A 24845-nucleotide genomic window follows, 5' to 3' on the forward strand; every position below is an offset into this window, starting at 1 on the left:
CCTATAAACGAAACACTTTTTTTTAAAGTGTCCAGTTCATAGGTACCATTTTAGTGATTCTGTCTTTTTCTTTTAGTAATGGAGAAGCTTTATAGGGATTATATGGATAACTAATGAATAAAATTATCGAAAAATGTAAAAATAAAAAGAAATATAGAGAAAAAACTTTATTTTTTTTCACATGTAAACTATAATGTTTATATATTTTTAAAAAATTGGGATACGAAAGTGAGCGATAAAAAAAATGATAAACAAAGATTCATACATACTAGTAATGGGAGCCTCAATAGTTGATATTCTAGGGTTTTGCAAAAATGATTACAAACAAAAGGATTCAATACCAGGTAACATAAAAATCGCCTTAGGCGGCGTATGTAGAAACATAGCAGAAAATCTTGCAAGAGTTGGAGTAAATACAAAGTTTATTTCTATAATTGGATCAGATGAAAATGGTAGAAGTATTTTAGAAAATTCTAAATTAATAGGATATGATATGAAGGATTCATTAATCTTAGATAGTGGATGCACACCAACATATATGGCTATTTTAGATGAAACAGGAGATATGATTTCAGCAGTAGTTGATATGGACAGCTTAGGTGCTATGGATACAGATTTTGTTGATTCAAAGGCAGAAAAAATTAAAAGTGCAGAATATACAATAGTTGATGCAGATGATGCAGAATTATTAGAGTATATGCTAACTACATATAAAGGACAGACTAAATTTGTCTTAGATCCAGTATCAGCAGTAAAAGCAAAAAAATTACCACATTTAGTTAAATATTTTCATACTATAAAACCAAATAGATATGAAGCAGAAATTCTTTGTGGTTTTCCAATTGAAGATGATAAAGATTTAAGAAAAGCTGGAAAATACTTTTTAGATCAAGGTGTTGAAAATGTATTTATAAGCTTAGATGCTGATGGAATATACTACGTAAATAGAGAAGAAGAAGGAAAAATCAAAGCGAAAGATGTAAAAGTAAAAAATACAACTGGAGCGGGAGATTCTTTTGTAGCAGGACTTGGATATGGATATATGAATGAATTATCATTAAAAGATATCGTGAAATATTCTATTGCAATGTCAATTGTTACAATTTCTCATGAGGATACTATAAATCCAAAAATGTGTGAAGATTATGTAGATTATTATTTAGATAGAATCCAATGGATAGAAACAGAATTATAATATAAAAAAAAGATTGTATTAAATCATAGTTGCTTTAATACAATCTTTTTTTTAACGTATAGGAAAGTTATAAGGTTATGTTCTACAAAAGTTTAGAGTTAGTGATTTTATAAAAATTTTAGAGAATAAAGGGAGATAGAATAAATGATTTTAGTAAGTGCATGTTTATTAGGAGTAGATTGTAAATATAATGGAAAGAATAATTTGAATTTAGAAGTTTTAGAGCTTTTAAAGGGTAAAGAATATACTCCAGTTTGTCCAGAGCAGTTAGGTGGACTTATGACACCTAGAAAGCCAGCTGAAATAAGAGAAGGTAAAGTAATTAATAATGAAGGGGTAGATGTTACACAAGAGTTTGAAAAAGGGGCTAGAGAGACTTTGAAGATTAAAGAGATATTTAATGCAGAATTCGCTATCTTAAAAGAAGGAAGCCCATCTTGTGGAAGCGGAAAGATTTATAATGGAAAATTTGAAGGTAAAAAGATAGAAGGAAAAGGAATCACGGTGAGATTATTAGAAGAAAATGGTGTTAAGGTTTGTTCAGAGGAAAATTTTAAAGAGCTTTTTTAAAAAAATCACCTTAAAATGAATAAAAAAATTTTTTTAGAGGAATAATTTAAAAGAGTTTTGAAAAAATTTTAAGGAGGATATTTAATTAATGAGCAATTTAAATATTGAAAAAAGAGATTGTAAAATAGCAAATAGTGCTAAAAAATCTAGAAAGTCTGGAAAAGTACCTGGAGTATTTTATGGAAAAGAAGTAGGAAATCTAATGTTTGAAGTATCAGAATTAGAGTTAAATAAAGAGGTTTCATTAGCAGGAGAGCACGGTATATTATCTTTTAATTTAGATAATGAAGAAAAGTCTGCATTAATAAAAGAAGTTCAAAGAGATCCTGTAACTCATAAGATTGTCCATATAGATATTAATGAAATTAAAAATGATGGAAATGTTCAAACAGATGTACAGATTCAATATGTTGGAGAAGAAATGTTAGCTAAAAGAGCAACAGTTCTACAAAAGGAAAAGGATTCTGTTAAAGTAACTTGTAAGTTAGAAGATTTACCAAAAAGTATAAAAATGGATATATCAAAAGGAATTCCAGGAGAAGTCTTTAAATATGCAGATTTAGAATTAGGTGAAGAAATATGTATTATAGATAGCTTAGAAACAGTTATTGCATCTATAAGCAATGAAAGAAAAATAGTATCAGCTGTAGAAGAAGAATTGAATAAATAATAAAGTTAGAGACTCGTTAAAACGGGTCTCTAATTAACTGTACAGGAAAATTTTTGAGATAATAAGTATTTAATAAAATATTTCTATTTATTGTTAAGTGTAGTATAATATAACCTGTACAGAATTTAAGGAGGTCTACAGATGAATTTTAAAGAAAAGTATAATAGTTGGTTAACTTCAGAGACAATTTCTTCAGAAATGAAAGAAGAATTAAGAAATATTACTGATGAGAAAGAGATAGAAGATAGATTCTATAAAGATTTAGAGTTTGGAACAGGTGGATTAAGAGGAGTTATAGGTGCAGGAACAAATAGAATGAATATTTATACTGTATCACAAGCAACTCAAGGTTTTGCTGATTACTTAAACGAAAACTTTAAAGAACCAAAGGTTGCAATCGCATATGATTCAAGAAACATGTCAAAAGAATTTGCAGAAGCAACAGCTCTAACTTTTGCAGGAAATGGAATAAAAGTGTATCTACATGAAGCACTAGAGCCAACACCGGTTCTTTCATATACAGTTAGACAATTAAACTGTCAAGGTGGGGTAGTAGTTACTGCATCACATAATCCAAAAGAATATAATGGATATAAAGTATATGATGAATTTGGTGGTCAAGTAACAGATGAAAAAGCAAATAAGGTTATAACTTGTGTAAATAACGTTAAAGACTTTAGCTTTATTAAGAAAATATCAAAAGAAGAAGCTTTAGAAAAAGGTTTATTAGTTTATATAGGTGAAGACGTTTTAAAAACATATATAGAAAATGTAAAATCTTTAACTATAAGAGAAGAATTAGTTAAAGAAAAAGCAAAAGATTTAAAAATTATATATACTCCAATTCACGGAAGTGGTAATGTTCCAGTAAGAAGAGTATTAAAAGAGTTAGGATATGAAAATGTTACTGTTGTTAAAGAACAAGAAATGCCAAATGGTAATTTCCCAACAGCACCATATCCAAACCCAGAAGACCCAAGAGTATTTAAAATAGCTTTAGATATGGCAAAAACAGACAATCCAGATATCATTTTTGGAACAGATCCAGATTGTGATAGAATAGGTGTTGTAGTAAAAGAAGCTTCAGGAGAATTTAAAGTTTTAACTGGAAATCAAACAGGACTTCTTTTAACAGATTATATGTTATCTAGCTTAAAAGAAACAGGAAAACTTCCAAACAACGGAGTAGTAATAAAAACAATAGTTACTACAGAAGGTGCACGTGAAATTGCAAACCATTATGGTGTTGAAATCATGGATGTTTTAACTGGATTTAAATATATCGGTGAAAAAATCAGAGAATTCAATGAAGCTGGAGATAAAAAATATTTATTTGGATTTGAAGAAAGTTATGGATACTTAGCAGGAGACTTTGTACGTGATAAAGATGCTGTAATTGCAAGTATGTTAATTGCAGAAATGACACTTTATTATAAAGAAAAAGGATTAAGTCTTGCAGAAGCTTTAAATAATCTTTATAATAAATTTGGATTCTTTAAAGAAGACTTAGTATCAATAGAATTAAAAGGTAAAGAAGGTCAAGAACAAATAGCTGCATGTATAGATAAGTTAAGACATGAAGATATAAAACATATTGCTAATGATAAAATCAAGATTAAACTTGATTATAAGTTAAGCACTGAAGAAGATTTCATAAACAATATAAAAAATGATATAAATCTTCCAAAATCAAATGTTCTTAAGTTTATATTAGACAATGGATCTTCATTTGTTGTAAGACCATCAGGAACAGAGCCAAAAATGAAAGTATATCTTGCTGTTAAAGGAACTAGTATCCAAGGTGCAGATGAAGATATGAAAAACTTCAAAGAAAATGTTATGGCTTTAATAGAAAAAAACTTAAAATAATTTAATATATTGCTGCTATCTCTCGGAGGATAGTAGCAATAATTTTTATGAGGTGAAGTATGGATTATAGAAATATTTTCAAAGAAAAGTTAAGTAAGCTATTATTTCTAGAAATAGAAAAAGAAGGCTTTAAAAAGATGGTTAATATACCAGAGTACATAGAATTTCAAACAAAGGATTTATTCCTTCCTATATCTTCAGAATATTTAACAGAAAATATTGGAGATAAGATAAAAATAAATAATATTCCAATATATTATATAATAGAAGGAATTTTATTAACTTTAGGAGCAGACAGCGAAATAAGATTTAGAAATGATTATATAAAGCTTATGATGCAAATTCCAGATGCAGAAGAGTGCGGAAAGTCTCTTGTTGCAAAGAAGATAAAAGAAGATAATCTTCTTGATGGATATTTAATTTTAAAAGGATTATTCTTAGCTTATGAAGAAGAAGAATATATGGAAAAACTTTTAATGATAGGTGTATCATTAAGAGGAAAAAATAGAGATTTTGAAGATGTTTTATTAGAAGATATAGATGAAGCTAAAAAATATTTTGAAAAGATGAAAGAACCTTATTTATATAAGAGTATAATCTATAGAGATGCTGGAGATTATCAAGCTGCAAGAGTAGAAGTAAATGAATATCTAATACGTGGAGGAGAACAAACTCCAGAAATAGAAATGCTTATGAGAGATATAGAAAACATTACATCTTATGAAGAAGCAATAGAGTTATTAGATAAAAATACTGAAAAAGCTATAGGAATACTATTAAACTTAGTAGAAAATTTTGATGATAATCCATTAATGTATTACTACTTAGCAGTAGGTTATAGAAAGATTGAAAAGCATGAAAAAGCTATTGAATATCTTTTAGAGAGTCTTAGAATAGATAGTGGAATATTAGAAGTAGTAAATGAACTTGGAATAAATTATGCTTGTCTTGGGGATTATGAAGAAGGCGCAAAATATTTAAGAAAAGCATTTGAAGCTTCTAAAGACGTAGAAATTTGTACTAATTTAATAATGTGCTATATAAACTTAGGTAAAATAGAAGAAGCAAAATTACATTTAGATATTGCAGAAAAAATAGATAAAGATGATGAAATAGTAATAAAAATAAAAAAATTCTTAGAGAAAAAATAATTTTGTATAAATAAATGTTATATAAGAAAAAATAAATAAAAATAGACTAAGGAAGCTTTTCTTTAGTCTATTTTAGAGTATAATTATTAAGAATAAAAAAAGAGGTAAATGTATGGAGTTTAAAAAATATAGTATAGAAGGATTTATAAAGGATTTATCATCTGATTCAGAGGCACCAGGTGGAGGTAGTACTAGCGCTTTAGTATTAGCTTTAGCAGGTAGTCTTAATGGAATGGTTTATTCATTAACAGTTGGGAAAAAGAGTTTCCAGAAATTAATAGATGAAGATAAAGAAAAAATGAAAAGTTTTCAAAGTGAAACTGAAAAGTTTATAGAAACTTCTATAGAGTTAATGGAAGAAGATAGCAGAGCTTTTAAGGCTTTAATGGAAGGATATAGATTACCTAAAGATTTAGAAGATAGAGGAGAGAAGATTCAAGAATTAACTTTTAATGCTATGAATGCACCTTTTGAAATGGCTAAATTAGGTATAAAGTTTTATGAAAATATAAAATTTGCTGCCCAATATGGAAATAAAGGTCTTATAACAGATGCTGGTGTAGGAGGGATATTATTAGATAGTGCTATAAATGCATCTATACTGAATGTAAAAGTAAATTTGAAATATTTTAAAGATGAAACTTTAAAAGAAGAAATTAAAAATAAAATTTCAGAAATTATGATACAATCAAAAAAAGAAATGAATGAAATTTTAAAGATAGTAAACGAGGAAATAGAATAGGAGACAAAGTCTCCTATTTTTTTATAGCTCATTTAATGTTTTAAATGTATACCCTTGGGCTTTAAGTTCTACTAACACATCCTTTAAAATCTGTACATTAGTATTAGAAACAGCATGTAAAAGCATTATACTTCCAGGATGAGCAGATGAAAGTATTTTTTTATAAGCTTCTTCAGGAGAAGGTTGATCATCGATTAACCAATCTCTATAGGCAAAGCTCCAAAAGATAGTCTTATATCCTAGAGCTTTAGTTTTAGCTAAAGATTCTTCAGAGTATTTTCCCATTGGAGGTCTGAAAAACTTTGGCATAGGTGCATGAACTAAATTTTCATAAGCAAGTTCTGTATCTTTAAATTCTTTGTTAAAGGTTTCATCGCTTAAAGCTGGCATAGATAAATGTTTAGAAGAATGATTGCAAACTAAATGGCCTTCATCTACCATTCGTTTAACTAGATCACTTTGATTTTCTATATATGGTTTTACCACGAAGAAAGCAGCCTTTACATTAACCTCTTTTAAAATATCTAATATTTTTGGCGTATTCCCATTTTCATAACCTTCATCAAAGGTTAAAAAAATATCCTTACTAGAAGAATTTCCTAGAAAAAAAGCATCGTTCTTATCTAAGAAGGAAGAGGTCTCTTTTGGTGCTAAAGGAATAGTATTTTTTCCATTAGATACAAAATACCAACTATGCTCATTTCTAGAATGGGAGAAAACCTTAGTTACAGGAATAACGATAGTAAAAAAAATTAAAACTAAACCTAGTAAAAAAATTTTTTTGTTTTTCATAATAAAACCTCCCTACAAGTTTAGTATGCAAATATTTAAAAGAAATAAACGTGGAAAAATTTATTTTAAAATAAAAGTGGCGTACTTTGTTGAAATAAAGGAGTTACTCTAGTATAATTTATGAGTATAGTTTAAAAAAGAAAGGGATGTACATAGATGAAGTTAGGAATCGTTGGTTTACCTAATGTAGGTAAAAGTACTTTATTCAATGCAATAACAAAAGCAGGAGCAGAATCTGCTAACTATCCATTCTGTACAATAGAACCTAATGTAGGAGTAGTTAGTGTTCCAGATAATAGATTAGATGTTTTAGAAAAAATGTATAACACTAAAAAGAAAATATATACTGCAATAGAATTTTATGATATAGCTGGATTAGTAAAAGGAGCTTCAAAAGGTGAAGGTCTTGGAAACAAATTTTTATCTCATATTAGAGAGGTTGCATCAATTGTTCACGTAGTAAGATGTTTTGATGATGGAAATGTTGTTCACGTTGAAGGATCAGTAGATCCAATAAGAGATATTGAAACAATAAACTTAGAACTTATTTTTGCTGATATTGATGTTCTTGAAAGAAGAATGGAAAAGGGAGCAAAACTTGCAAGATCAGGAGACAAGGTTGCTAAGGCTGAATATGCTTTAATGGAAAGATTAAAAGAACATTTAGAAGCTAGTAAGCCAGCTAGAAGTTTAGAAGTAACTGAAGATGAAGAAAAGATGATAAAAAGTTTTATGCTTATAACATCAAAGCCAGTATTATACGCTTGTAATATATCAGAAGATGATATGATGAGTGGAAATGTTGAAAATGAATATGTTAAAAAAGTTCAAGAGTTTGCAAATGAAGAAAACTCAGGAACAGTTATAGTAAGTGCAAAACTTGAAGAAGAGTTATCAGGTCTTGAAGATGATGAAAAAATGGAAATGTTAAGCGAGTACGGATTAACAGAATCAGGATTAGATAAACTTATACAAGCAAGTTATAAATTATTAGGACTTATTAGTTACCTTACAGCAGGAGTTCAAGAAGTTAGAGCTTGGACTATAAAAGAAGGAACTAAAGCACCTCAAGCAGCTGGAAAAATCCACACTGATATAGAAAGAGGATTCATAAGAGCTGAGATTGTAGCTTATGATGCTTTAGTAGAATGCGGTTCAGAAGCAGCTGCTAAAGAAGCAGGTAAGTTTAGACTTGAAGGAAAAGAATATGTTATGAAAGATGGAGACGTAGTTAACTTCAGATTTAACGTATAGAATGAAAAATACCTAAATTTTAGGTATTTTTTATTTTAAAATAAAATTAAGGTAATAAAAAAAGATAGCTAAAAAGCTATCTTTTTTGGCGGGAGTATGTAGGAATTGAACCTACCCGTGATGGTACTAGCACCACAACACGGTGTTGAAGACCGGTAAGCCCACCAGGACTTATCTACTCCCATGACATAATATATTCTATAAAAGAAAAAAAAAAAAGTCAATAAGTTTAAAAAAAATTAACAAAAAAGAAGGAAATACAGGGAGATAGTAGAATTAATATAAATTAAGTGGAGTAAAAAGGATTAATAACACAAAAATAAAGAGAATATGCTAAAATAGAAAAGTAAATAATAACTATAAGATTATAAACTAGAATAGAAGTATAAGGCAAAAAATTGCGAGAAGATAAAGGGTGAATATTTATATTGCATTTATTGAAGATATGAATAGTCTAGGTATTTAAGAAGGAGACAAAAGAATGGAATTTAAACATGTATCAGTACTGTTAGATGAATGTATAGAAGGATTAAATATAAAAGAAGATGGAATCTATGTGGATTGTACACTAGGTGGTGCAGGACATTCTTCAGAAATAATAAAAAGATTATCTAAAGAAGGTACATTAATTGGTATCGATCAAGATAAGGATGCATTAAAAGCTGCTGGTGAAAGACTAAAGGATTATGATAATAAGAAATTAGTACATAGCAACTTTTATAGATTAGGATCAGTAATTGAAGAATTAGGATTAGAAGGTGTAGATGGGATATTAATGGACCTTGGAGTTTCATCATATCAATTAGATAATGCTGAAAGAGGATTTAGCTATATGAAAGATGCACCATTAGATATGAGAATGAATAGAGATGATGAACTTTCAGCATATGAAGTAGTAAATGACTATTCAGAAGAAGAGTTAGGGAAAATTATTAGAAACTATGGGGAAGATAAATTTGCTAAGAGAATAGCAAACTTTATTGTTAAAGCAAGAGAAGAAAAACCTGTAGAAACAACTTTAGAGTTAGTTGAAATAATAAAGAATGCTATTCCAGCTAAAGCTAGACGTGAAGGGCCACATCCAGCTAAGAGAACATTCCAAGCTATAAGAATTGAAGTAAATGGAGAGCTTAGAATTTTAAATAAAACTATTGAAGATGGGGTTTCAAAATTAAATAAGGGTGGAAGAATGTGTATTATAACATTCCATTCATTAGAAGATAGAATAGTAAAACTTAAGTTTAGAGAATTAGCAGACCCATGTACTTGTCCAAAAGAGTTTCCGATTTGTGCTTGTGGGAAAACACCAGAAGTAAAACTTTTAAAGAGAAAAGCTATTGAGCCAAGTGATGAAGAGGTTGAAGTTAATCCAAGAAGTAGAAGTGCTAAACTTAGAATAATAGAAAAGTTATAAAAGATATAAATTAATGGGTATAAATTATATAAAGATATAACTTAAAGGGTGTAAATTAAAAAGGGTATAAAAAATATAAATAAAAGGGTATAAATGAAAAAAAGAAATATGGTATAAATTTTTGAGGGGTTGAATAAAGTGATAGAGAGAGAATTTAATTATATAAATGGGAATACAGCTGTACAGCCAAAGAGAAAAATTGAACGAAAAGAAAAAAAGAGAAGTATTGAAGACTATAGAAAAAAGAAAATATATAGAGAACGGTTAAAAAGGGAAAGAAATTTAAAACGTGTTCTAGGAGTTGTGCAAACAGCGGTATTGGTATTTGCCTTAGGAAGCATAACAATTATGAAAGAATCTAAAATATATGCCTTAAAAGGAAATATAAAATCTTTAAATAGTGAAATGAAGCTTTTATCAGAAGAGAATGAAGCTATGAAAGTAGATTTACTTAAGAATTCTTCTTTGAAAAAAATAGAAGAAAATGCAAAGAGCAAAGCTAAGATGATAGAGGGAAAAGAAGCTAAAAGGATTGAAGCAGATTTAAGTAATAATTATTTAGGAGACTTAATAAATAATAGATAAAAGGGTTTGAGTAATTTAACAAAGGGAGAAGAGGGGTTTGAAAAATAAAAAATTTGTAGATAGAGCATTGATGCATAAAAGAATGCGATTATTTTTAAGCGTGTTAAGTGTAGTTTTTTTTCTATTAGCATGTAGACTTGCATATGTAATGGTAATTCAGCATGAGAAGTTAGCAGCAGGTGCAGAAGAACAGTGGACTAGTGAAGTGCGAATTGATGCTAGACGTGGAAAGATATTAGATAGGAATGGAATTGAACTTGCAGTTTCTGCAAATGTATATAGAATAGATTTTGATTTAAATGCAATAAGAAACTATATAAAAGAAAAAGATACTACAATGGAGGCTATTGGAGAAAAAATCACAGAAGCTTCTGGAATAGAAAAAGAAACAGTTTTAAAGAAATTAAATACAAAATTACCTAGTGGTAAAAACGCTGGTTCTGCTACCCTTGTAAGGCGTGTAGAAAAAGAGATTGCAGATAAGGTTAAAGGATTAAAAATACATGGAGTTATGGTGTCACCAGACACTAAAAGATATTATCCAAATGGAAACTTTGCAGCACATGTATTAGGAAGTACTAATATAGATGGAAAGGGACTTACAGGAATAGAACTTCAATATAATGAAGCTTTAGCAGGAGTTCCAGGAATGAAAATTTCAGAAATTGATGCTAAGGGAAGTGATCTTCCATATACAATATCTAAATATACGCCACCTGTTAATGGAAGCGATGTAATATTAACAATTGATGAAAATATTCAATACTTTGCAGAAAAAGCTGCAGAGAAGGCATTGAAAGAAAATAAAGCAAAAAATGTATCTATAACAGTTATGGATCCTAAAAATGGGGAGATTTTAGCATTAACTAATAAAAATGACTTTGATCCAAATGAACCATTTGAGGGTGCTGAAGGCTTTGCAGGAACTACAGAGTTTGAAAAAGTTCAAAATATGTGGAGAAATAAAGTTGTTAATGATACTTTTGAGCCTGGTTCAATATTTAAAGTAGTAACAGCTGCTGCTGCTATGGAAGAAGGATTAGTAAAAGAAACTGACACTTTTACATGTAGTGGTGGATTAAACTATGGAAAGAGAAGAATAAAATGTTGGAAAACATCAGGTCATGGAACATTAACTTTTCCTGAAATAATTCAAAATTCATGTAACGTTGGGTTTATGGAACTTGGAAAAAGATTAGGAAAAGAAAAACTTTATGAATATACGAAGAAGTTTGGCTTAGGTGAATTAAGAGGTGTTGATTTACCAGGAGAAGCAAAGGGAATAGTAAAGAAACCTGCAAATACATCAGAAACTGATTTAGCTACAATATCTTTTGGACAAACTAATACAGCAAGTCCAATTCAATTCTTAACAGCAATTAATGCAGTAGCAAATGGTGGGAAACTTGTACAACCTCATGTAATGAAAGAAATTACTAGAGAAAATGAGGATGGAGTAAAGGTACAAGTAGAAAGCTTTTCACCAAAAACTCAAGAGATAATAGGTGAAGCTACAGCAAGTGAGTTAAGAAAGCATATGGAGAGGGTTGTATTATATGGCTCAGCTAAAAATGCAGCTGTAGAAGGATATTCTATTGCAGGAAAAACAGGAACAGCTCAAAAAGTTATAGATGGAAAATATGCACAAGGAAAGTATATTTCATCATTTGTTGGAATGTCTCCAGTTGATAATCCAAAAGTAACTGTTATGATAACTATTGATGAACCAAGTAATGGACAATACTATGCAGGAGTAGTTACAAGTCCAGTAGCAAAAAGTTTATTTACAGATATATTTAATTATATGGAAAATAGTTTTTCTAAAGAAAATAATTCTGCTATAATAAAGGATGTTATAATTCCAGAAATAAGAGGCAAGAATTTAGAAGAAGCAAAAGCTATATTAAAAAAAGCAAAAATAGATTATAATGTAGAAGGAAATGGAGATACTGTCATTAGTGTTAGTCCATACCCAGGATATGCTGTAAAAGAAAATACTAAAATAAATATCTATACTGAGGAAAATAATACTAAAAAAGATGCTGTTATTATGCCAAATGTTGAAGGATATACAAAGGAACAAGCAGGGCAAATCTTAAGTGAATTAGGAATAAGTTATAACTTTAAAGGTGATGGAATAGTTAAAAAGCAAAGCATCCCTAAAGGTGAGCTTATTAATAAAGGAGCAAAAGTAGATTTAACCTTAGATTCATAAGTAGAGTATTTTAGCATGTAGGGAATTCCTTACATGCTATTTTTAACAATAAATATGTAATCTTAATAAAAAGACTTGCATAAAATTTTAAGAGGAGTTGATTTTAGTGAAACTAAATAAGCTTTTAGAAGGCTTACACTATAAGTTGATACAAGGTTCAGAAGAAAAAGATGTAAATGGAGTAAACTATGATAGTCGAAAAGTAGAAGAAAATGATTTGTTTGTTTGTGTAAAAGGATTTACAAGCGATGGACATAAATTTGCAAGTACAGCTATTGAAAAAGGAGCTAAAGTAATTGTCTGTGAAGATATTATAGAAGCTAAAGATGGCGTAACTATAATTAAAGTAGAAGATAGTAGAAAAGCGTTAGCTATAATAGGGTCAAACTTTTATGGAAATCCTAAAGAAAAATTAAAAATCATTGGAGTTACAGGAACTAATGGTAAGACCACAACTGCTTTTATGATAAAAAAAATACTTGAACATAATGAAAAGAAAGTTGGCTTAATTGGAACTATAGCAAATTATATTGGTGATGAAAAGATTGAAACAGAAAGAACCACACCAGAATCTTTAGAGTTACATGAATTATTTTCAAAAATGGTGGAAGAAAATGTAGAGTTTTGTGTTATGGAAATTTCATCTCACTCTTTAGAGTTAGATAGAGTTTATGGAATTGAATTCCAAAGTGGAATATTTACAAACTTAACAAGAGATCATTTAGATTTCCACAAAACATTTGAAAATTATTATAATGCAAAATTAAAATTATTCCCAAGAAGCAAAAAAGCAATAGTTAATATTGATGATGAATGGGGAAAAAGAGTAATTTTAGATTTAGATAAATTAAACTTAAAAAACTATATAACATATTCTTTAAAAAAGGGAGATTTAGTTCCTAAAGAAATTAAAGAAGAGGGAATGGATACTAAGTTTAAAGTGGAATTTGGTGGAGAAAAAGAAGAAATGACACTTCCTATTCCAGGAAACTATAACATATACAATGCATTAGGCTCTATATTAGCTTGTATTAATGCAGGTATAAGTTTAAAAGGAATAAAAGAAGGAATTAAAAATGTATCTGTACCAGGAAGATGTGAAAGAGTAATGAGGGATAAAAATTTACCTTATGAAATTTTAATAGATTACGCACATACTCCAGATGGTCTTTTAAATGTTTTAGAAACATGTAGAGAATTCACAAAAGGAAGACTTATATCAGTCTTTGGTTGTGGTGGAGATAGAGATAAGGTTAAAAGACCAGAAATGGGCGAGATAGGTACAAGGCTTTCAGATATAGCGATAATTACTTCAGATAATCCAAGAACAGAGGATGAAGAAGAAATAATAAAAGATATATTAAAAGGAATAAAGAAAGATAATTATATAAAAATAACTAGTAGATATGATGCTATAAAAAAAGCTATAGAAATAGCAAAAGAAGATGATGTTATATTAATAGCAGGTAAGGGACATGAGACTTATCAAATTTTAAAAAGTGGAAAAATTCATTTTGATGAAAGAGAAGTTATAGAAGAAATATTAATGAAAAACTAGAGGTGTAGGAAAATGGAATTATCAGTACAAGAATTAAAAGAATTTTCTAAAGGAGAATTTTTAACATCTAAAGTAGATGCAGATATAAATAAATTATCTACAGATACAAGAAAGATTGAAAAAGGAAATGTATTTTTAGCATTAAAAGGAGCAAATTTCAATGGAAATGAATATGCAGAAAAAGCTTTAATGCAAGGAGCAGAAGTATGTATTATAGATGAAGTTCTTTTTGATACAGAAAATGTTAAAGATAAAGTTATTATAAAAGTAGAAGATACTAAAAAAGCACTTTTAGATATTGCACATGGATATAGAAATAAACTAGGAATTAAAGTTGTAGGAATTACAGGATCTACTGGAAAAACTAGTACAAAGGATTTAACAACTGCATTTTTAGGTGGAAAATATAAAGTTTTCAAAACAAAAGGAAACTTTAATAATGAAATAGGTATGCCATTAATGATTTTAGAATTAGATAGCTCATATGATATTGCTGTTTTAGAAATGGGAATGAGTGATTTTAATGAAATTCATAATTTAGTTAATTGTGCAAGACCAGACATTGCATTAATGACTAATATCGGAATTTCACATATTGAAACATTAAAAACTAGAGATAATATCTTAAAAGCAAAAATGGAAATAACAGATTTCTTTAATAAAGAAAATGTATTAATTGTAAATGGTGAGGATGATAAATTACAAAATTTAGAATCAAAAGAGTATAAAATAGTAAAAACTGGATATAATTCAGATTATGAATGTTTTGCAACTGACATAGATGCAAACTTAGAAAATACATCATTTACTTTAAATCATAATGGAAAACAAACTAGAATATCTTTAGATATGGTAGGTAAGCATAATGTACTAAATGCATTATTAGGAATAGAAGCTGGATTTAAGTTAGGTCTTACCATAGAAGAAATGGTAAAAGGGTTAAAAACTTTAGAAGCTACATCTATGAGATTAGAATTTATAGATGGTAAAACTGTAAATATAATAAATGATTGTTATAATGCAAGCCCAGATTCAATGGAATCAGGATTAGATGTTTTAAAAATGAAATCAGGAAGAAAAGTTGCTATTTTAGGAACTATGCTTCAATTAGGAGATGAGGCTAAAAAAGCTCATAGAGAAGTTGGAGAATATGCAAAAGACATAGCTGATCTTTTAATTGTAACAGGTGATTTCAAAGAAGATTTCAAAGAAGGCTTTGAAAAAGAATCGGTAAAATTATATAATACTAAAGTGAGCCTTATAGATGATTTGAAAAATGTGATAAAATCAGGTGATAACATTTTAGTTAAAGCTTCAAGAGGTGAAAAATACGAAGATATAGTTAGAGAATTAAAAAATATCTAATTAAACGAAGGAGGTGAGCTACTAGAAAAGGTCTAGTAGCAAAAAAATATGGGGGATTTTTCAAATTTAGTTAACCCAACGATGCTCTATGCATTAATTATAGGTTTAATTGTGTCTCTAATATTAGGACCAGTTTTCATACCTTTATTACACAAACTTAAGTTTGGGCAAAATATAAGAGAGGATGGACCACAAAGTCATTTTAAAAAAGCTGGAACACCAACTATGGGTGGAATAATTTTTATAATATCAATAGTGGTTGTTATGCTCTCTATGAGATATAAATTATCATCAGAAGCGATGGTAATACTTTATTCAATGATAGCATTTGGATTTATTGGATTCTTAGATGATATGCTTAAAATCATACAAAAGCAAAACTTAGGATTAAGAGCTTGGCAAAAAATGATATTATTATTATTATTTTCAATAGCTATGGCATGGTATGCATATCACAATGTTGGAAGTACAATTTCAATTCCATTTACAACTCTACATGTTAATTTTGGAATTCTTTATATACCATTAGTAGTTATTTACTATGCAGCAACTACTAATGCAGTAAATTTAACAGATGGATTAGATGGACTTGCAACAACTGTAACTATAATAGTATTAATTTTCTTTACAATAGTATCTATTAAAGAAAATAAAGAAGAGATTGCAGTATTTTGTATAGGGTTAATTGGAGCCTTATTAGGCTTCTTAAAAAATAATAGATTTAAAGCAAAAATATTTATGGGAGATACAGGATCTCTTGCACTAGGTGGAGCTATAGGAAGTATAGCATTACTTTTAAAGATGCCAATAATAGTGGTCATTGTTGGTGGAATTTATGTATTTGAAGCACTTTCAGTAATAATTCAAGTTGTTTCATTTAAAACAAGAGGGAAAAGAGTATTTAAAATGGCACCGGTACACCATCACTTTGAACAGTTAGGATGGAGTGAAGTAAAGGTAGTTAGAGTATTTTCATTAATAACAATAATACTTTGTATTATAGGGTATGTTTCACTTTAAAAATAAATAGTGGAGGGTTTATAAATGAGAGGTAGAAAACCTAATTTGAAAAAAAGAGAATTGGGTCAAGTAGATGTATGGTTATTTGCAATAGTTGTTACATTATTATCAATTGGAGTAGTTATGGTTTACTCAGCAAGTTCATATCATTCAATGTTTACAGACAATGACAGTGCAGCATTATTTAAAAAACAAGCATTATTTGCTGTTATAGGAATAATTGCAATGGTTATGCTTATGAGAGTTGATTATCATAAATACAATAATAAAAAAATTATGTATGGATTATATATAGTAACAATAATTTTATTACTTGCAGTATTCTTATTTCCAAGTAGTAAGGGAGCTCAAAGGTGGATAAAACTGCCTGGAATATCATTTCAACCTTCAGAGCTTGGAAAGTACACAGTAGTTTTATTTTTAGCATATATGCTTAATAGAATGGGAAAAAAGATAAAGGATTTTAAGCAAGGAGTATTACCTTGTTTAATCTTTGCAGGAGTTATAGCTGCTATTATTCTAGCACAAAGGAATTTAAGTATTGCATCTATAACTATGATGGTTGCTTTTGGAATGATTTTCATATCAGGAGCAAGAGTTAAACATATGTTTGGATATATAGTCCCGCCTCTGTTTGGGCTAGCAAGTTTAGCAATACTTTTAGCACCTTATAGAATGGCAAGACTTTTAAACTTTATGGATCCATGGAAAGATCCAGCAGGAAATGGGTATCAATTAATTCAATCTTTATATGCATTAGGGTCTGGAGGGATAACGGGTTTAGGTCTAGGAGAATCTAGACAGAAAACTATGTATATGCCAGAGCCACATAATGATTTTATATTCTCTATAGTTGGAGAAGAATTAGGATATATAGGTTGTTTAGTTATTATGCTTCTCTTTGTTGCATTAGTTTGGAGAGGGATAAAAATAGCTATGGAAGCAAGAGATAGCTATGGAGCATTAATAGCTATTGGAATAACTGCTATTTTAGGAATTCAATGTCTTATAAATATAGCAGTTGTAACAGGATCTATGCCTGTTACAGGAGTACCATTACCATTTATAAGTTATGGAGGCTCCTCCTTAGTTATAAATTTAGCAGCTGTAGGAATACTTTTGAATATTTCAAGACAGAAAAAAAGAGTTGGATAATATAGAAAAATCTTTCATTTTAGGATGAAAGATTTTTTATTTTGAACAAAATTAGCAATAAATATAAACTATGTATAAATTTTTAATATATTATTAAGGAAATAATGGTGAAAAAAGCATATAAAAATGATATTATAATATTAGAATTTAAAAATATACTAGGGGAATTGGGAAATATGGGAAAAATTAAAAATGGTAAGAGAAAAAAGAAAGGTGGTAAAGCGTTTCTTAAGGGTATACTCTTTTTTTCATTTTTAAGTTGCGGTCTATTACTTTTTTTAACTAAGTCAGCATTTTTTAATATAAAAAGTGTTGAAGTCTATGGTCAAAATATAACATTACAGGAAAGTTTACAAAAAAAGGGGGAGAGATTTTTAGATGAGAGTTTACTTTTTATTAAGACAGATGAGATAAAACAAGCTCTTAAAGAAAATCCTTATGTTGAAAATATAAAAGTCAAAAAGAATTTTCCAAATAAAATGTTATTAGAAGTAGAAGAAAGTGATATTGCTTATTATATAGGAAAAGGAAAAAGTGCCTATATATTAAGTAGTAAATTAAGAGTTTTAGAACAAAATAAAAATGGAAATTTAAATGGGGATATTAAGAATTTAATTGAAATTGTAGGTTTAGAAAAACCTAAAATGGAAATAGGGGAGAGGATTGTAAGTACAGAAGATGGAGTAATAGAAAACTTCTGTGAAGAACTTTACAAAATAAAAAAAGCAAATGAAACGAAACATAAGATAACAAAAGTAGATTTATCAAATATATCTATGATAAAAATATGGTTTGGAAGAATAGAAGTGAGAGTTGGAGATGGTAACGAGTTAGTAGAAAAAATAAACAAAGTTTTAAATATACTAGAAAACAAAGAAATCAATATAGAAAAAGGGTATATTGATTTAAGCTTTAATGGCTCTCCAATTATAAATAGGGGAATGGAGGCATAATGTAATTATGAAAAAGGTAACCTCACAAATATCAATAGCAGTAGTTTGTGTCTTACTAGGGTTTTTGATTACGTATCAATTTAAAAGTTTAACTAAAAAAAATGAGAATAATTATGATAAAAGTGATATGATCACGCAAATTGAAGGTTTGCAAAAACAAAAAGATGAATTAGAAAAAACAAATAAAAATTTAAATGAAAAACTAAATAAATTAGAAGATGAAGCTATAGAAGAAGGAAAAGAAGGCGCTACTATAAAAAATAGTTTAAATAATTCAAGAATGATATTAGGGCTATTAGATGTAGAAGGTCCAGGTGTAGAAATAACTATAACACCTAAAAAATCATTATTTGGATCAAATGAAACTGGGACAAGCATCTTAAGTGAAGATGAAATTGTTCATATAGTTAATTTACTTAGATTTACAAGAGCAGAAGCCATATCTATAAATGGATATAGGGTGACTCCTCAAACAGGAATAAAAAATTCAAAAAATTATATTTGGATAGGGACAGCAGGGCAAATAAGTCCAGAACAAAAAATAGTTATTAAAGCAATTGGTGATAAAGCTAGATTAAAGGTTGCTTTAAATTTTCCAGGAGGGCTTGATTATGGAGCACTTCAAAATTACGATTGTAATGCTGAAGAGAAGGATAAGCTATTAATTGAAAAAACTACTCAAGGATTAAAGACAGAATTTTTAAAACCAGTAAATGAGGGGGATGAATAAAATATGGTAGCTGTAGTAGGTCTTTTTATAGGTGTTTTATTGGGATTTTCTTTGGATATAAATATTCCAGATAATCTTTCGCCATATATGTCAGTGGCAATACTTGCTTGTTTAGATTCTGTTTTTGGAGCTGTACGAGCAAATTTATCAAAAAACTTTAAAGTAGATATTTTTATATCAGGTTTTTTTGGAAATGCACTTTTAGCAGCAGGGTTAGCTTATTTAGGAGATAAATTAGGTATTCCTATATATATAGCTGCAGTTATTGTGTTTGGAGGAAGAATATTTGATAACTTTGCCATTATTAGAAGATTGATTTTAGAAAAAATCAGAAAAAATAGGTAAAGTATATGGGAAAGGTTAGTGGAAAAATAATAACATTTAGTTTAAGTTTATTTTTAGGTATTTTAATTTCTTTAAATTCAGAGTTTGATGGGATAAAAAAGTATTTTTCTTTGAATTCACAGGAGTATAATGATGCTATAGTTGAAAGAAATGATTTGAACAAACAAGTGGAAAGTTTAAAGAAAAATAACAAAAAAGCACAAGAATTGATTAGAGATTATGAAAGTAATAAAAAAGATGAAAATGAAGATGTATTAGGGCTTATGAAAGAGCAAACGGATTACTATGGACTATTAACGGGAAATATGCCTGTTGAAGGTAGTGGAATTTTAGTTAAAATAAATGATGGAGATATTTATGATAAAAACAATAATAGTGTTGAGATAGCTAATAAAATATTTCATGATAGAGATGTGCAACTTGTATTAAATGAGTTGAAAAAAGCTGGAGCAGAAGCTATTATGGTAAATAATTATAGAATAACTCCTAATACTGGACTTTCATGTAATGGTCCATTTATAATTTTTGAAAATGAGCATACTGAGTATGCACCATTTTATTTTTATGCAATTGGAAATCCAGAAGAAATGGAAGCATCAATTCTTTCTGATAACAGTCATATAAAAGAATTATTATTAAGAGAATTAAATATTGAGATAAAAAAAGTTGAAAATATAAAAATGCCAAGGGCTATTAATTCAAATAATAGTAATTATATGAAAGATATTGGAGAAAATGATAAAAAATAATAAAATTTTAATGTAAATAGAGGGTTTTAGAGATTTTTAGAGAATATATAAAAATGAGGTCAAACAATGGAGGCTTATTGATGAGTATTAAGGAAAATATAAAAAGAATTAAAGCTGAAATCGGGGATGATGTTAAACTTTTAGTAGTGTCTAAAACGAGAACTTTAGAAGAAATGGAAGAAGCCTATGAAGTTGGTGAAAGAGATTTCGCAGAAAATAAAGTTCAAGAATTAGTTCATAAAGAAGAAAACTTTCATAAAGATGTTAATTGGCATCTAATAGGGAAGCTTCAAACAAATAAGGTTAAATATATAGTTGGAAAAACTAGCCTTATACATTCCTTAGATAGTATAAAACTTTTAGAAATGCTTGAAAAGAAATTCTCTGAAAATAATATTTTAGTAGATGTACTAATGCAAATTAATATTGGAAGAGAAGAAAGCAAAAGTGGAGTACTTGAAGAAGATTTAGAAGATTTAATTTTAGCTATTGAAAAATGTAACTTTGTTAAAGCTAAAGGAATAATGGTTATCATTCCCCAGGGGGATGAGGAATCTAATAGACATTATTTCAAGAAGACAAAGGACATATTTGATAAATTGAAAGAAAGAGAATTCAAAAATATAAAAATGGAAACTCTTTCTATGGGAATGACCCATGATTACAAAATAGCCATAGAAGAAGGTTCAAACACTGTCCGTGTAGGAACAGGAATATTTGGAGAAAGAGATTATAGTAAATAGGAGGATTTAAAATGGCAAATATAGTTTCAAAAATGAAAAACTTTTTTGGATTAGAAGATGATGAAATGGAAGACTTCGATGAAGAAGTATATGAAAGAGAGGAATTAGTTCCTGAGGATGAGTTTGAAGAGGAATCAGGTCCAGTAATTATTGGAGGAAATAGACAACAAAATAAAGTTGTTAATATACACAATAATGCAACAGCAAAAGTGCTAATAACAAAACCAACTTCTTATGAAGAATCAATGGAAATTTGTGATGCACTTACTAATAGAAGAATAGTAGTTATAAATACAGCAAATCTTGAAAATAAAACTGCAAGAAGATTACTAGACTTCATAAGTGGAGCTTCATATGCATTAAAAGGAGATTTCCAAGAAATTGATAAAGGTGTATATATTCTTTCACCATCAAATGTAGAAGTAACAAATGAATTAAAAAGTGAATTATCGTCTAAAGCTTTATTTAACTGGAGCAAGTAGGTGATAAAATGTCTAGGTTAATTTTCACATTTATAGATGCATTATTTAATGTATTAGAAATTTTGATATTAGCAGATGTAATTTTATCTTATTTTAGAAATTTAGACTTAGGTGGAGTCAGAGAATTTATATCAGCATTGGTAGGTCCAATTTTAATGCCCTTTAGAATGCTTTTAAATAAAATATTTGGATATAGTCAGTTTGATTTTTCACCATTAATTGCTATAATAGCTTTAGAAATAATAAAAAATTTATTGATAAGGTTGTTGTAATAAATGAATAAAGAAGACTTTTTAAAAAAATTTAAAGAAGAAGATAAAGCAGAAGCATTAAATTTATACGATAAGTTTAATTTAGCTTTAGATAAAGATATACCGGTATTTTCAAATGAGTTTTATACACCAAATATATGGAATACTGTAAAAGAAAACATTAAAATAAAAGATTTTAAAATAGAATCTTATGGGGTATTTAATGAAGCGGAGAGAAAAATAATAAGTTTTAATAATATCTACGACATTGAATATCCTATTAAGGTTCTTAAAGTAACGACTAATTCTAAATTTAAATCACTTAAGCATAAAGATTTTTTAGGAAGTCTTATGAACTTAGGGATAAAAAGATCTAAGATGGGTGATTTAATTTTAACGGAAGATGTCTGTTATGTAGTTGTCTTTTCAGATATAGCGGAATTTATACAGGCAAATTTAAACAAGATATCAAATGTGGGATGTGAGGTTTCAATTTTAGATTATGAAAATATAGAAGTAAATTATGAATTTAAAGAGGAAATTATAAATGTACAATCTTTAAGACTGGATTCTATAGTATCTAAAATTATGAAAAAATCTAGAGGAATAGCTGAAGAGTGTATAAACAGAGGTGATGTTCTTATTAACTATTCTGTATGTAGAGAAAAAAGTAAAGAAATAAAAGAAAACGACAGAATTACAGTAAGAAAATATGGAAAATGCATTTTAGGCGCAATACAAGGAAATAGCAAAAGTGGGAAGTTAAAAGTGATTATAAAAAAATATACATAAAGGGTGGTAACATTATGAAATTAACTCCAATGGATATAAATAATAAAGAATTTAAAAAAGGGCTTAGAGGCTATAATTCAGATGAAGTTGATGAGTTTTTAGATGAAGTCATAGAAAATTATGAAGAATTATACAAAGAAAATGCCAAATTAAAAGAAAAAATAACAGTTTTAAATGAGCAAATAGATCATTATGCTAAAATTGAAAGTACGATTCAAAATACACTTTTATTAGCACAAAATGCTGCAGATCAAGCAAAAGAAAGCTCACAAAAAGAAGCAGAGTTAGTAGTTAAAAATGCTAATGAAACAGCACAAAAAATTGTTGATAAAGCACACAACGATGTAATTCAAATAAATGATGAGTTTGATAGAATAAAACAAGAATTCATAAAATTCAGAGCTAAATTCAGAAACTTTATGAATACACAATTAGAAACATTTGATGATTTAGAGAAAGATTTAAATAAAAATTATTCTATAGCAACTCCAGTAGAAGAATTTATGCCAAAAGAAATTGGTTTTGAAGAACCACATTTAGAAGAAGAAATTATTGAAGATGTAAATACAGATAATCTAGACGAAATAAAAAGCTTTTTTGCAAGCGACGCAGAATAAAAAGAAAAGGGTTGATATTACGAAATGATAGTAGTATCAATCTTTTTTTTCATAAGAAAAAGATAATAATAATCCCATTATTGTTATAAGGGGATTATTATATTATAATTGAAAAGTAATATAAGACATTGAGGTGTACAAATGGAAGAAAAAATTTTTAATATAAGTGATGAAAACAAAGGACTTAGAATAGATAAATTTATTGCAGAGCAATTTCAAGAGAAATCAAGATCATATTTACAAGGAATGATTGATGATGGATATGTACTTGTAAATGATAAACAAGTAAAAAGCAATTATAAATTAAGAACAGGGGATATACTAAAGACGACTATAAAAGAACCAGTAGAATTAGAAGTTAAAAAAGAAAATATTCCTTTAGATATAATTTATGAAGATAGTGATATTATTGTTGTAAATAAAGAAAGAGGAATGGTAGTGCATCCTGCACCAGGAAATTATGAAGGAACTTTAGTTAATGCATTATTATATCATTGTACTGATTTATCTAGTATAAATGGAGTAATTAGACCTGGAATCGTACATAGAATTGATAAAGATACAACAGGAGTTTTAGTAGTTGCAAAAAATGATGAAGCTCATGTAAAACTTTCTGAACAGTTAAAGAATCATAGCATGAAAAGAGAATATTATGCTTTAGTAGAAGGAAGACTTAAAAGAGATTCAGGAACAATAGATAGACCTCTTAAGAGAAGTAAAAAAGATAGGTTGAAAATAGCTATTGTAGAGGATGGAAAAAGAGCAGTAACTCATTATGAAGTAATAGAAAGATTTAAGAATGCAACTTTAGTAAGATGTATCCTAGAAACAGGAAGAACACATCAAATAAGAGTTCATATGTCATCTATTGGATATCCTTTAATAGGTGATCCTTTATATGGATATAAAAAGCATAAATTTAAGGATGATGGACAAATGCTACATGCAAAAGTATTAGGACTTGTACATCCATCAACAGGAGAATATATGGAGTTTTCTTCAGAACTTCCAAAAAACTATGTAGCTTTATTAGAGAATTTAAGAAGAGATAACATTTAGGAGGATTTAGAGTGAAATTAAAAGCAAATCTTTTAGATGAAAAAGCAATGAAAAGAAGTTTAATTAGAATTTCTCATGAGATAATAGAGAGAAATAAAGGTGTTGAAGATATAGTTTTAGTTGGGATAAAGAGAAGGGGATACCCTTTAGCTAAAAGAATATCAAAGCAAATTGAGGAAATAGAAAGTGTAAAAATAGAGGTTGGATATGTAGATATAACTCTATATAGAGACGACTTAACTCAAGATGGGGATAAACCTAATTTTAAAGGAACAGATTTAGGCGTGAATATAAAAGATAAAAAAGTTATATTAGTTGATGATGTTTTATATACATGTAGAACTGTAAGAGCGGCTATTGATGCAATAATTGATGTAGGAAGACCGATAGGAATACAACTTGCAGTATTAATCGATAGAGGCCATAAAGAATTACCTATAAGAGCTGATTATGTAGGAAAAAATATTCCAACATCTAAGGAAGAGATAATTGGAGTTAAAATTGAAGAAATCGATGGGGAAGACTGGGTTAAAATTTACGAAAAAGAAAATTAGAATAGAGGTAATAAA

At 28.4% G+C, this 24845-nt stretch carries 26 protein-coding genes and 1 tRNA gene; 25 read left to right on the plus strand and 2 right to left on the minus strand.

Annotated features, from left to right (window positions below; genetic code table 11):
- Window positions 1–244 precede the first annotated feature (244 nt).
- From Q0W06_RS09070 to Q0W06_RS09095, 6 genes are all read left to right on the plus strand, one after another.
- On the plus strand, window positions 245–1195 hold the full coding sequence (locus Q0W06_RS09070; RefSeq protein ID WP_297634131.1) for a carbohydrate kinase family protein: 951 nt from the start codon (window positions 245–247) through the stop codon (window positions 1193–1195).
- A gap of 144 nt (window positions 1196–1339) precedes the next feature.
- On the plus strand, window positions 1340–1765 hold the full coding sequence (locus tag Q0W06_RS09075) for a DUF523 domain-containing protein (RefSeq protein ID WP_297634133.1): 426 nt from the start codon (window positions 1340–1342) through the stop codon (window positions 1763–1765).
- Between the two features lie 88 nt (window positions 1766–1853).
- The gene (locus Q0W06_RS09080; protein WP_297634135.1) at window positions 1854–2435 is read left to right on the plus strand and encodes a 50S ribosomal protein L25; all 582 of its coding nucleotides are present in this window, start codon (window positions 1854–1856) and stop codon (window positions 2433–2435) included.
- Between the two features lie 141 nt (window positions 2436–2576).
- A complete protein-coding gene (locus Q0W06_RS09085; RefSeq protein ID WP_297634139.1) occupies window positions 2577–4304 on the plus strand; it encodes a phospho-sugar mutase in 1728 nt (575 codons plus the stop codon).
- Between the two features lie 59 nt (window positions 4305–4363).
- Complete coding sequence (locus Q0W06_RS09090; RefSeq protein ID WP_297634142.1) at window positions 4364–5455, plus strand: hypothetical protein; 1092 nt, start codon at window positions 4364–4366, stop codon at window positions 5453–5455.
- Between the two features lie 112 nt (window positions 5456–5567).
- Window positions 5568–6197, plus strand: coding sequence for a cyclodeaminase/cyclohydrolase family protein (locus Q0W06_RS09095; protein WP_297634145.1), 630 nt, complete (start codon window positions 5568–5570; stop codon window positions 6195–6197).
- A 21-nt stretch (window positions 6198–6218) separates the two neighbouring features.
- Here Q0W06_RS09095 and pdaA read toward each other — a convergent pair whose 3' ends face one another.
- The gene (gene pdaA, locus Q0W06_RS09100) at window positions 6219–6989 is read right to left on the minus strand and encodes a delta-lactam-biosynthetic de-N-acetylase (protein WP_297634148.1); all 771 of its coding nucleotides are present in this window, start codon (window positions 6987–6989) and stop codon (window positions 6219–6221) included.
- 156 nt (window positions 6990–7145) lie between these two features.
- Here pdaA and ychF point away from each other — a divergent pair, with 156 nt between their 5' ends.
- On the plus strand, window positions 7146–8243 hold the full coding sequence (gene ychF, locus Q0W06_RS09105) for a redox-regulated ATPase YchF (protein ID WP_297634151.1): 1098 nt from the start codon (window positions 7146–7148) through the stop codon (window positions 8241–8243).
- 86 nt (window positions 8244–8329) lie between these two features.
- Here ychF and Q0W06_RS09110 read toward each other — a convergent pair.
- A tRNA-Sec gene (locus Q0W06_RS09110) sits at window positions 8330–8426 on the minus strand.
- A 298-nt stretch (window positions 8427–8724) separates the two neighbouring features.
- On the opposite strand from Q0W06_RS09110, the gene rsmH reads away from it, so the two are divergent.
- The 18 genes from rsmH to pyrR all read left to right on the plus strand — a co-directional run bounded on the left by rsmH (window position 8725) and on the right by pyrR (window position 24830).
- Window positions 8725–9657 (plus strand): 16S rRNA (cytosine(1402)-N(4))-methyltransferase RsmH, encoded by a 933-nt coding sequence (gene rsmH / locus Q0W06_RS09115; protein WP_297634154.1) that lies wholly within the window; start codon window positions 8725–8727, stop codon window positions 9655–9657.
- 138 nt (window positions 9658–9795) lie between these two features.
- Window positions 9796–10242 carry a cell division protein FtsL gene (locus Q0W06_RS09120; protein ID WP_297634157.1) on the plus strand — a complete coding sequence of 149 codons (447 nt, stop codon included), beginning with the start codon at window positions 9796–9798 and terminating at the stop codon, window positions 10240–10242.
- 37 nt (window positions 10243–10279) lie between these two features.
- Complete coding sequence (locus Q0W06_RS09125) at window positions 10280–12457, plus strand: stage V sporulation protein D (protein WP_297634160.1); 2178 nt, start codon at window positions 10280–10282, stop codon at window positions 12455–12457.
- A gap of 106 nt (window positions 12458–12563) precedes the next feature.
- Entirely contained in the window at window positions 12564–14015 is a 1452-nt protein-coding gene (locus Q0W06_RS09130) for a UDP-N-acetylmuramoyl-L-alanyl-D-glutamate--2,6-diaminopimelate ligase (protein ID WP_297634163.1), read from the plus strand.
- 12 nt (window positions 14016–14027) lie between these two features.
- Window positions 14028–15380, plus strand: coding sequence for a UDP-N-acetylmuramoyl-tripeptide--D-alanyl-D-alanine ligase (murF, locus tag Q0W06_RS09135; RefSeq protein ID WP_297634166.1), 1353 nt, complete (start codon window positions 14028–14030; stop codon window positions 15378–15380).
- 48 nt (window positions 15381–15428) lie between these two features.
- Entirely contained in the window at window positions 15429–16400 is a 972-nt protein-coding gene (gene mraY / locus Q0W06_RS09140) for a phospho-N-acetylmuramoyl-pentapeptide-transferase (protein ID WP_297634169.1), read from the plus strand.
- A gap of 24 nt (window positions 16401–16424) precedes the next feature.
- Window positions 16425–17555, plus strand: a complete 1131-nt coding sequence (gene spoVE / locus Q0W06_RS09145; RefSeq protein WP_297634172.1) for a stage V sporulation protein E — start codon at window positions 16425–16427, stop codon at window positions 17553–17555.
- Window positions 17556–17731: 176 nt separating this feature from the next.
- Window positions 17732–18508, plus strand: coding sequence for an FtsQ-type POTRA domain-containing protein (locus Q0W06_RS09150; protein ID WP_297634174.1), 777 nt, complete (start codon window positions 17732–17734; stop codon window positions 18506–18508).
- Window positions 18509–18515: 7 nt separating this feature from the next.
- Window positions 18516–19238 (plus strand): DUF881 domain-containing protein, encoded by a 723-nt coding sequence (locus Q0W06_RS09155; protein WP_297634177.1) that lies wholly within the window; start codon window positions 18516–18518, stop codon window positions 19236–19238.
- A gap of 3 nt (window positions 19239–19241) precedes the next feature.
- Complete coding sequence (locus Q0W06_RS09160) at window positions 19242–19583, plus strand: small basic family protein (RefSeq protein WP_297634180.1); 342 nt, start codon at window positions 19242–19244, stop codon at window positions 19581–19583.
- A gap of 5 nt (window positions 19584–19588) precedes the next feature.
- On the plus strand, window positions 19589–20332 hold the full coding sequence (locus Q0W06_RS09165) for a DUF881 domain-containing protein (protein WP_297634182.1): 744 nt from the start codon (window positions 19589–19591) through the stop codon (window positions 20330–20332).
- Between the two features lie 80 nt (window positions 20333–20412).
- Window positions 20413–21075 (plus strand): YggS family pyridoxal phosphate-dependent enzyme, encoded by a 663-nt coding sequence (locus Q0W06_RS09170; RefSeq protein WP_297634185.1) that lies wholly within the window; start codon window positions 20413–20415, stop codon window positions 21073–21075.
- An 11-nt stretch (window positions 21076–21086) separates the two neighbouring features.
- A complete protein-coding gene (gene sepF, locus Q0W06_RS09175) occupies window positions 21087–21557 on the plus strand; it encodes a cell division protein SepF (protein WP_297634188.1) in 471 nt (156 codons plus the stop codon).
- A gap of 8 nt (window positions 21558–21565) precedes the next feature.
- Window positions 21566–21829, plus strand: a complete 264-nt coding sequence (locus Q0W06_RS09180; RefSeq protein ID WP_297634191.1) for a YggT family protein — start codon at window positions 21566–21568, stop codon at window positions 21827–21829.
- Between the two features lie 3 nt (window positions 21830–21832).
- Complete coding sequence (locus Q0W06_RS09185; RefSeq protein WP_297634194.1) at window positions 21833–22600, plus strand: YlmH/Sll1252 family protein; 768 nt, start codon at window positions 21833–21835, stop codon at window positions 22598–22600.
- Between the two features lie 14 nt (window positions 22601–22614).
- Window positions 22615–23217, plus strand: coding sequence for a DivIVA domain-containing protein (locus Q0W06_RS09190; RefSeq protein ID WP_297634196.1), 603 nt, complete (start codon window positions 22615–22617; stop codon window positions 23215–23217).
- Between the two features lie 141 nt (window positions 23218–23358).
- Window positions 23359–24276, plus strand: a complete 918-nt coding sequence (locus Q0W06_RS09195) for an RluA family pseudouridine synthase (RefSeq protein ID WP_297634199.1) — start codon at window positions 23359–23361, stop codon at window positions 24274–24276.
- An 11-nt stretch (window positions 24277–24287) separates the two neighbouring features.
- Window positions 24288–24830: a bifunctional pyr operon transcriptional regulator/uracil phosphoribosyltransferase PyrR gene (gene pyrR / locus Q0W06_RS09200; RefSeq protein WP_297634202.1), complete on the plus strand. Its 543-nt coding sequence runs from the start codon at window positions 24288–24290 to the stop codon at window positions 24828–24830.
- Window positions 24831–24845: the final 15 nt, after the last annotated feature.

Source organism: uncultured Clostridium sp. (assembly GCF_947072515.1).
In the GTDB taxonomy this organism is placed as follows: Bacteria; Bacillota; Clostridia; order Clostridiales; family Clostridiaceae; genus Clostridium.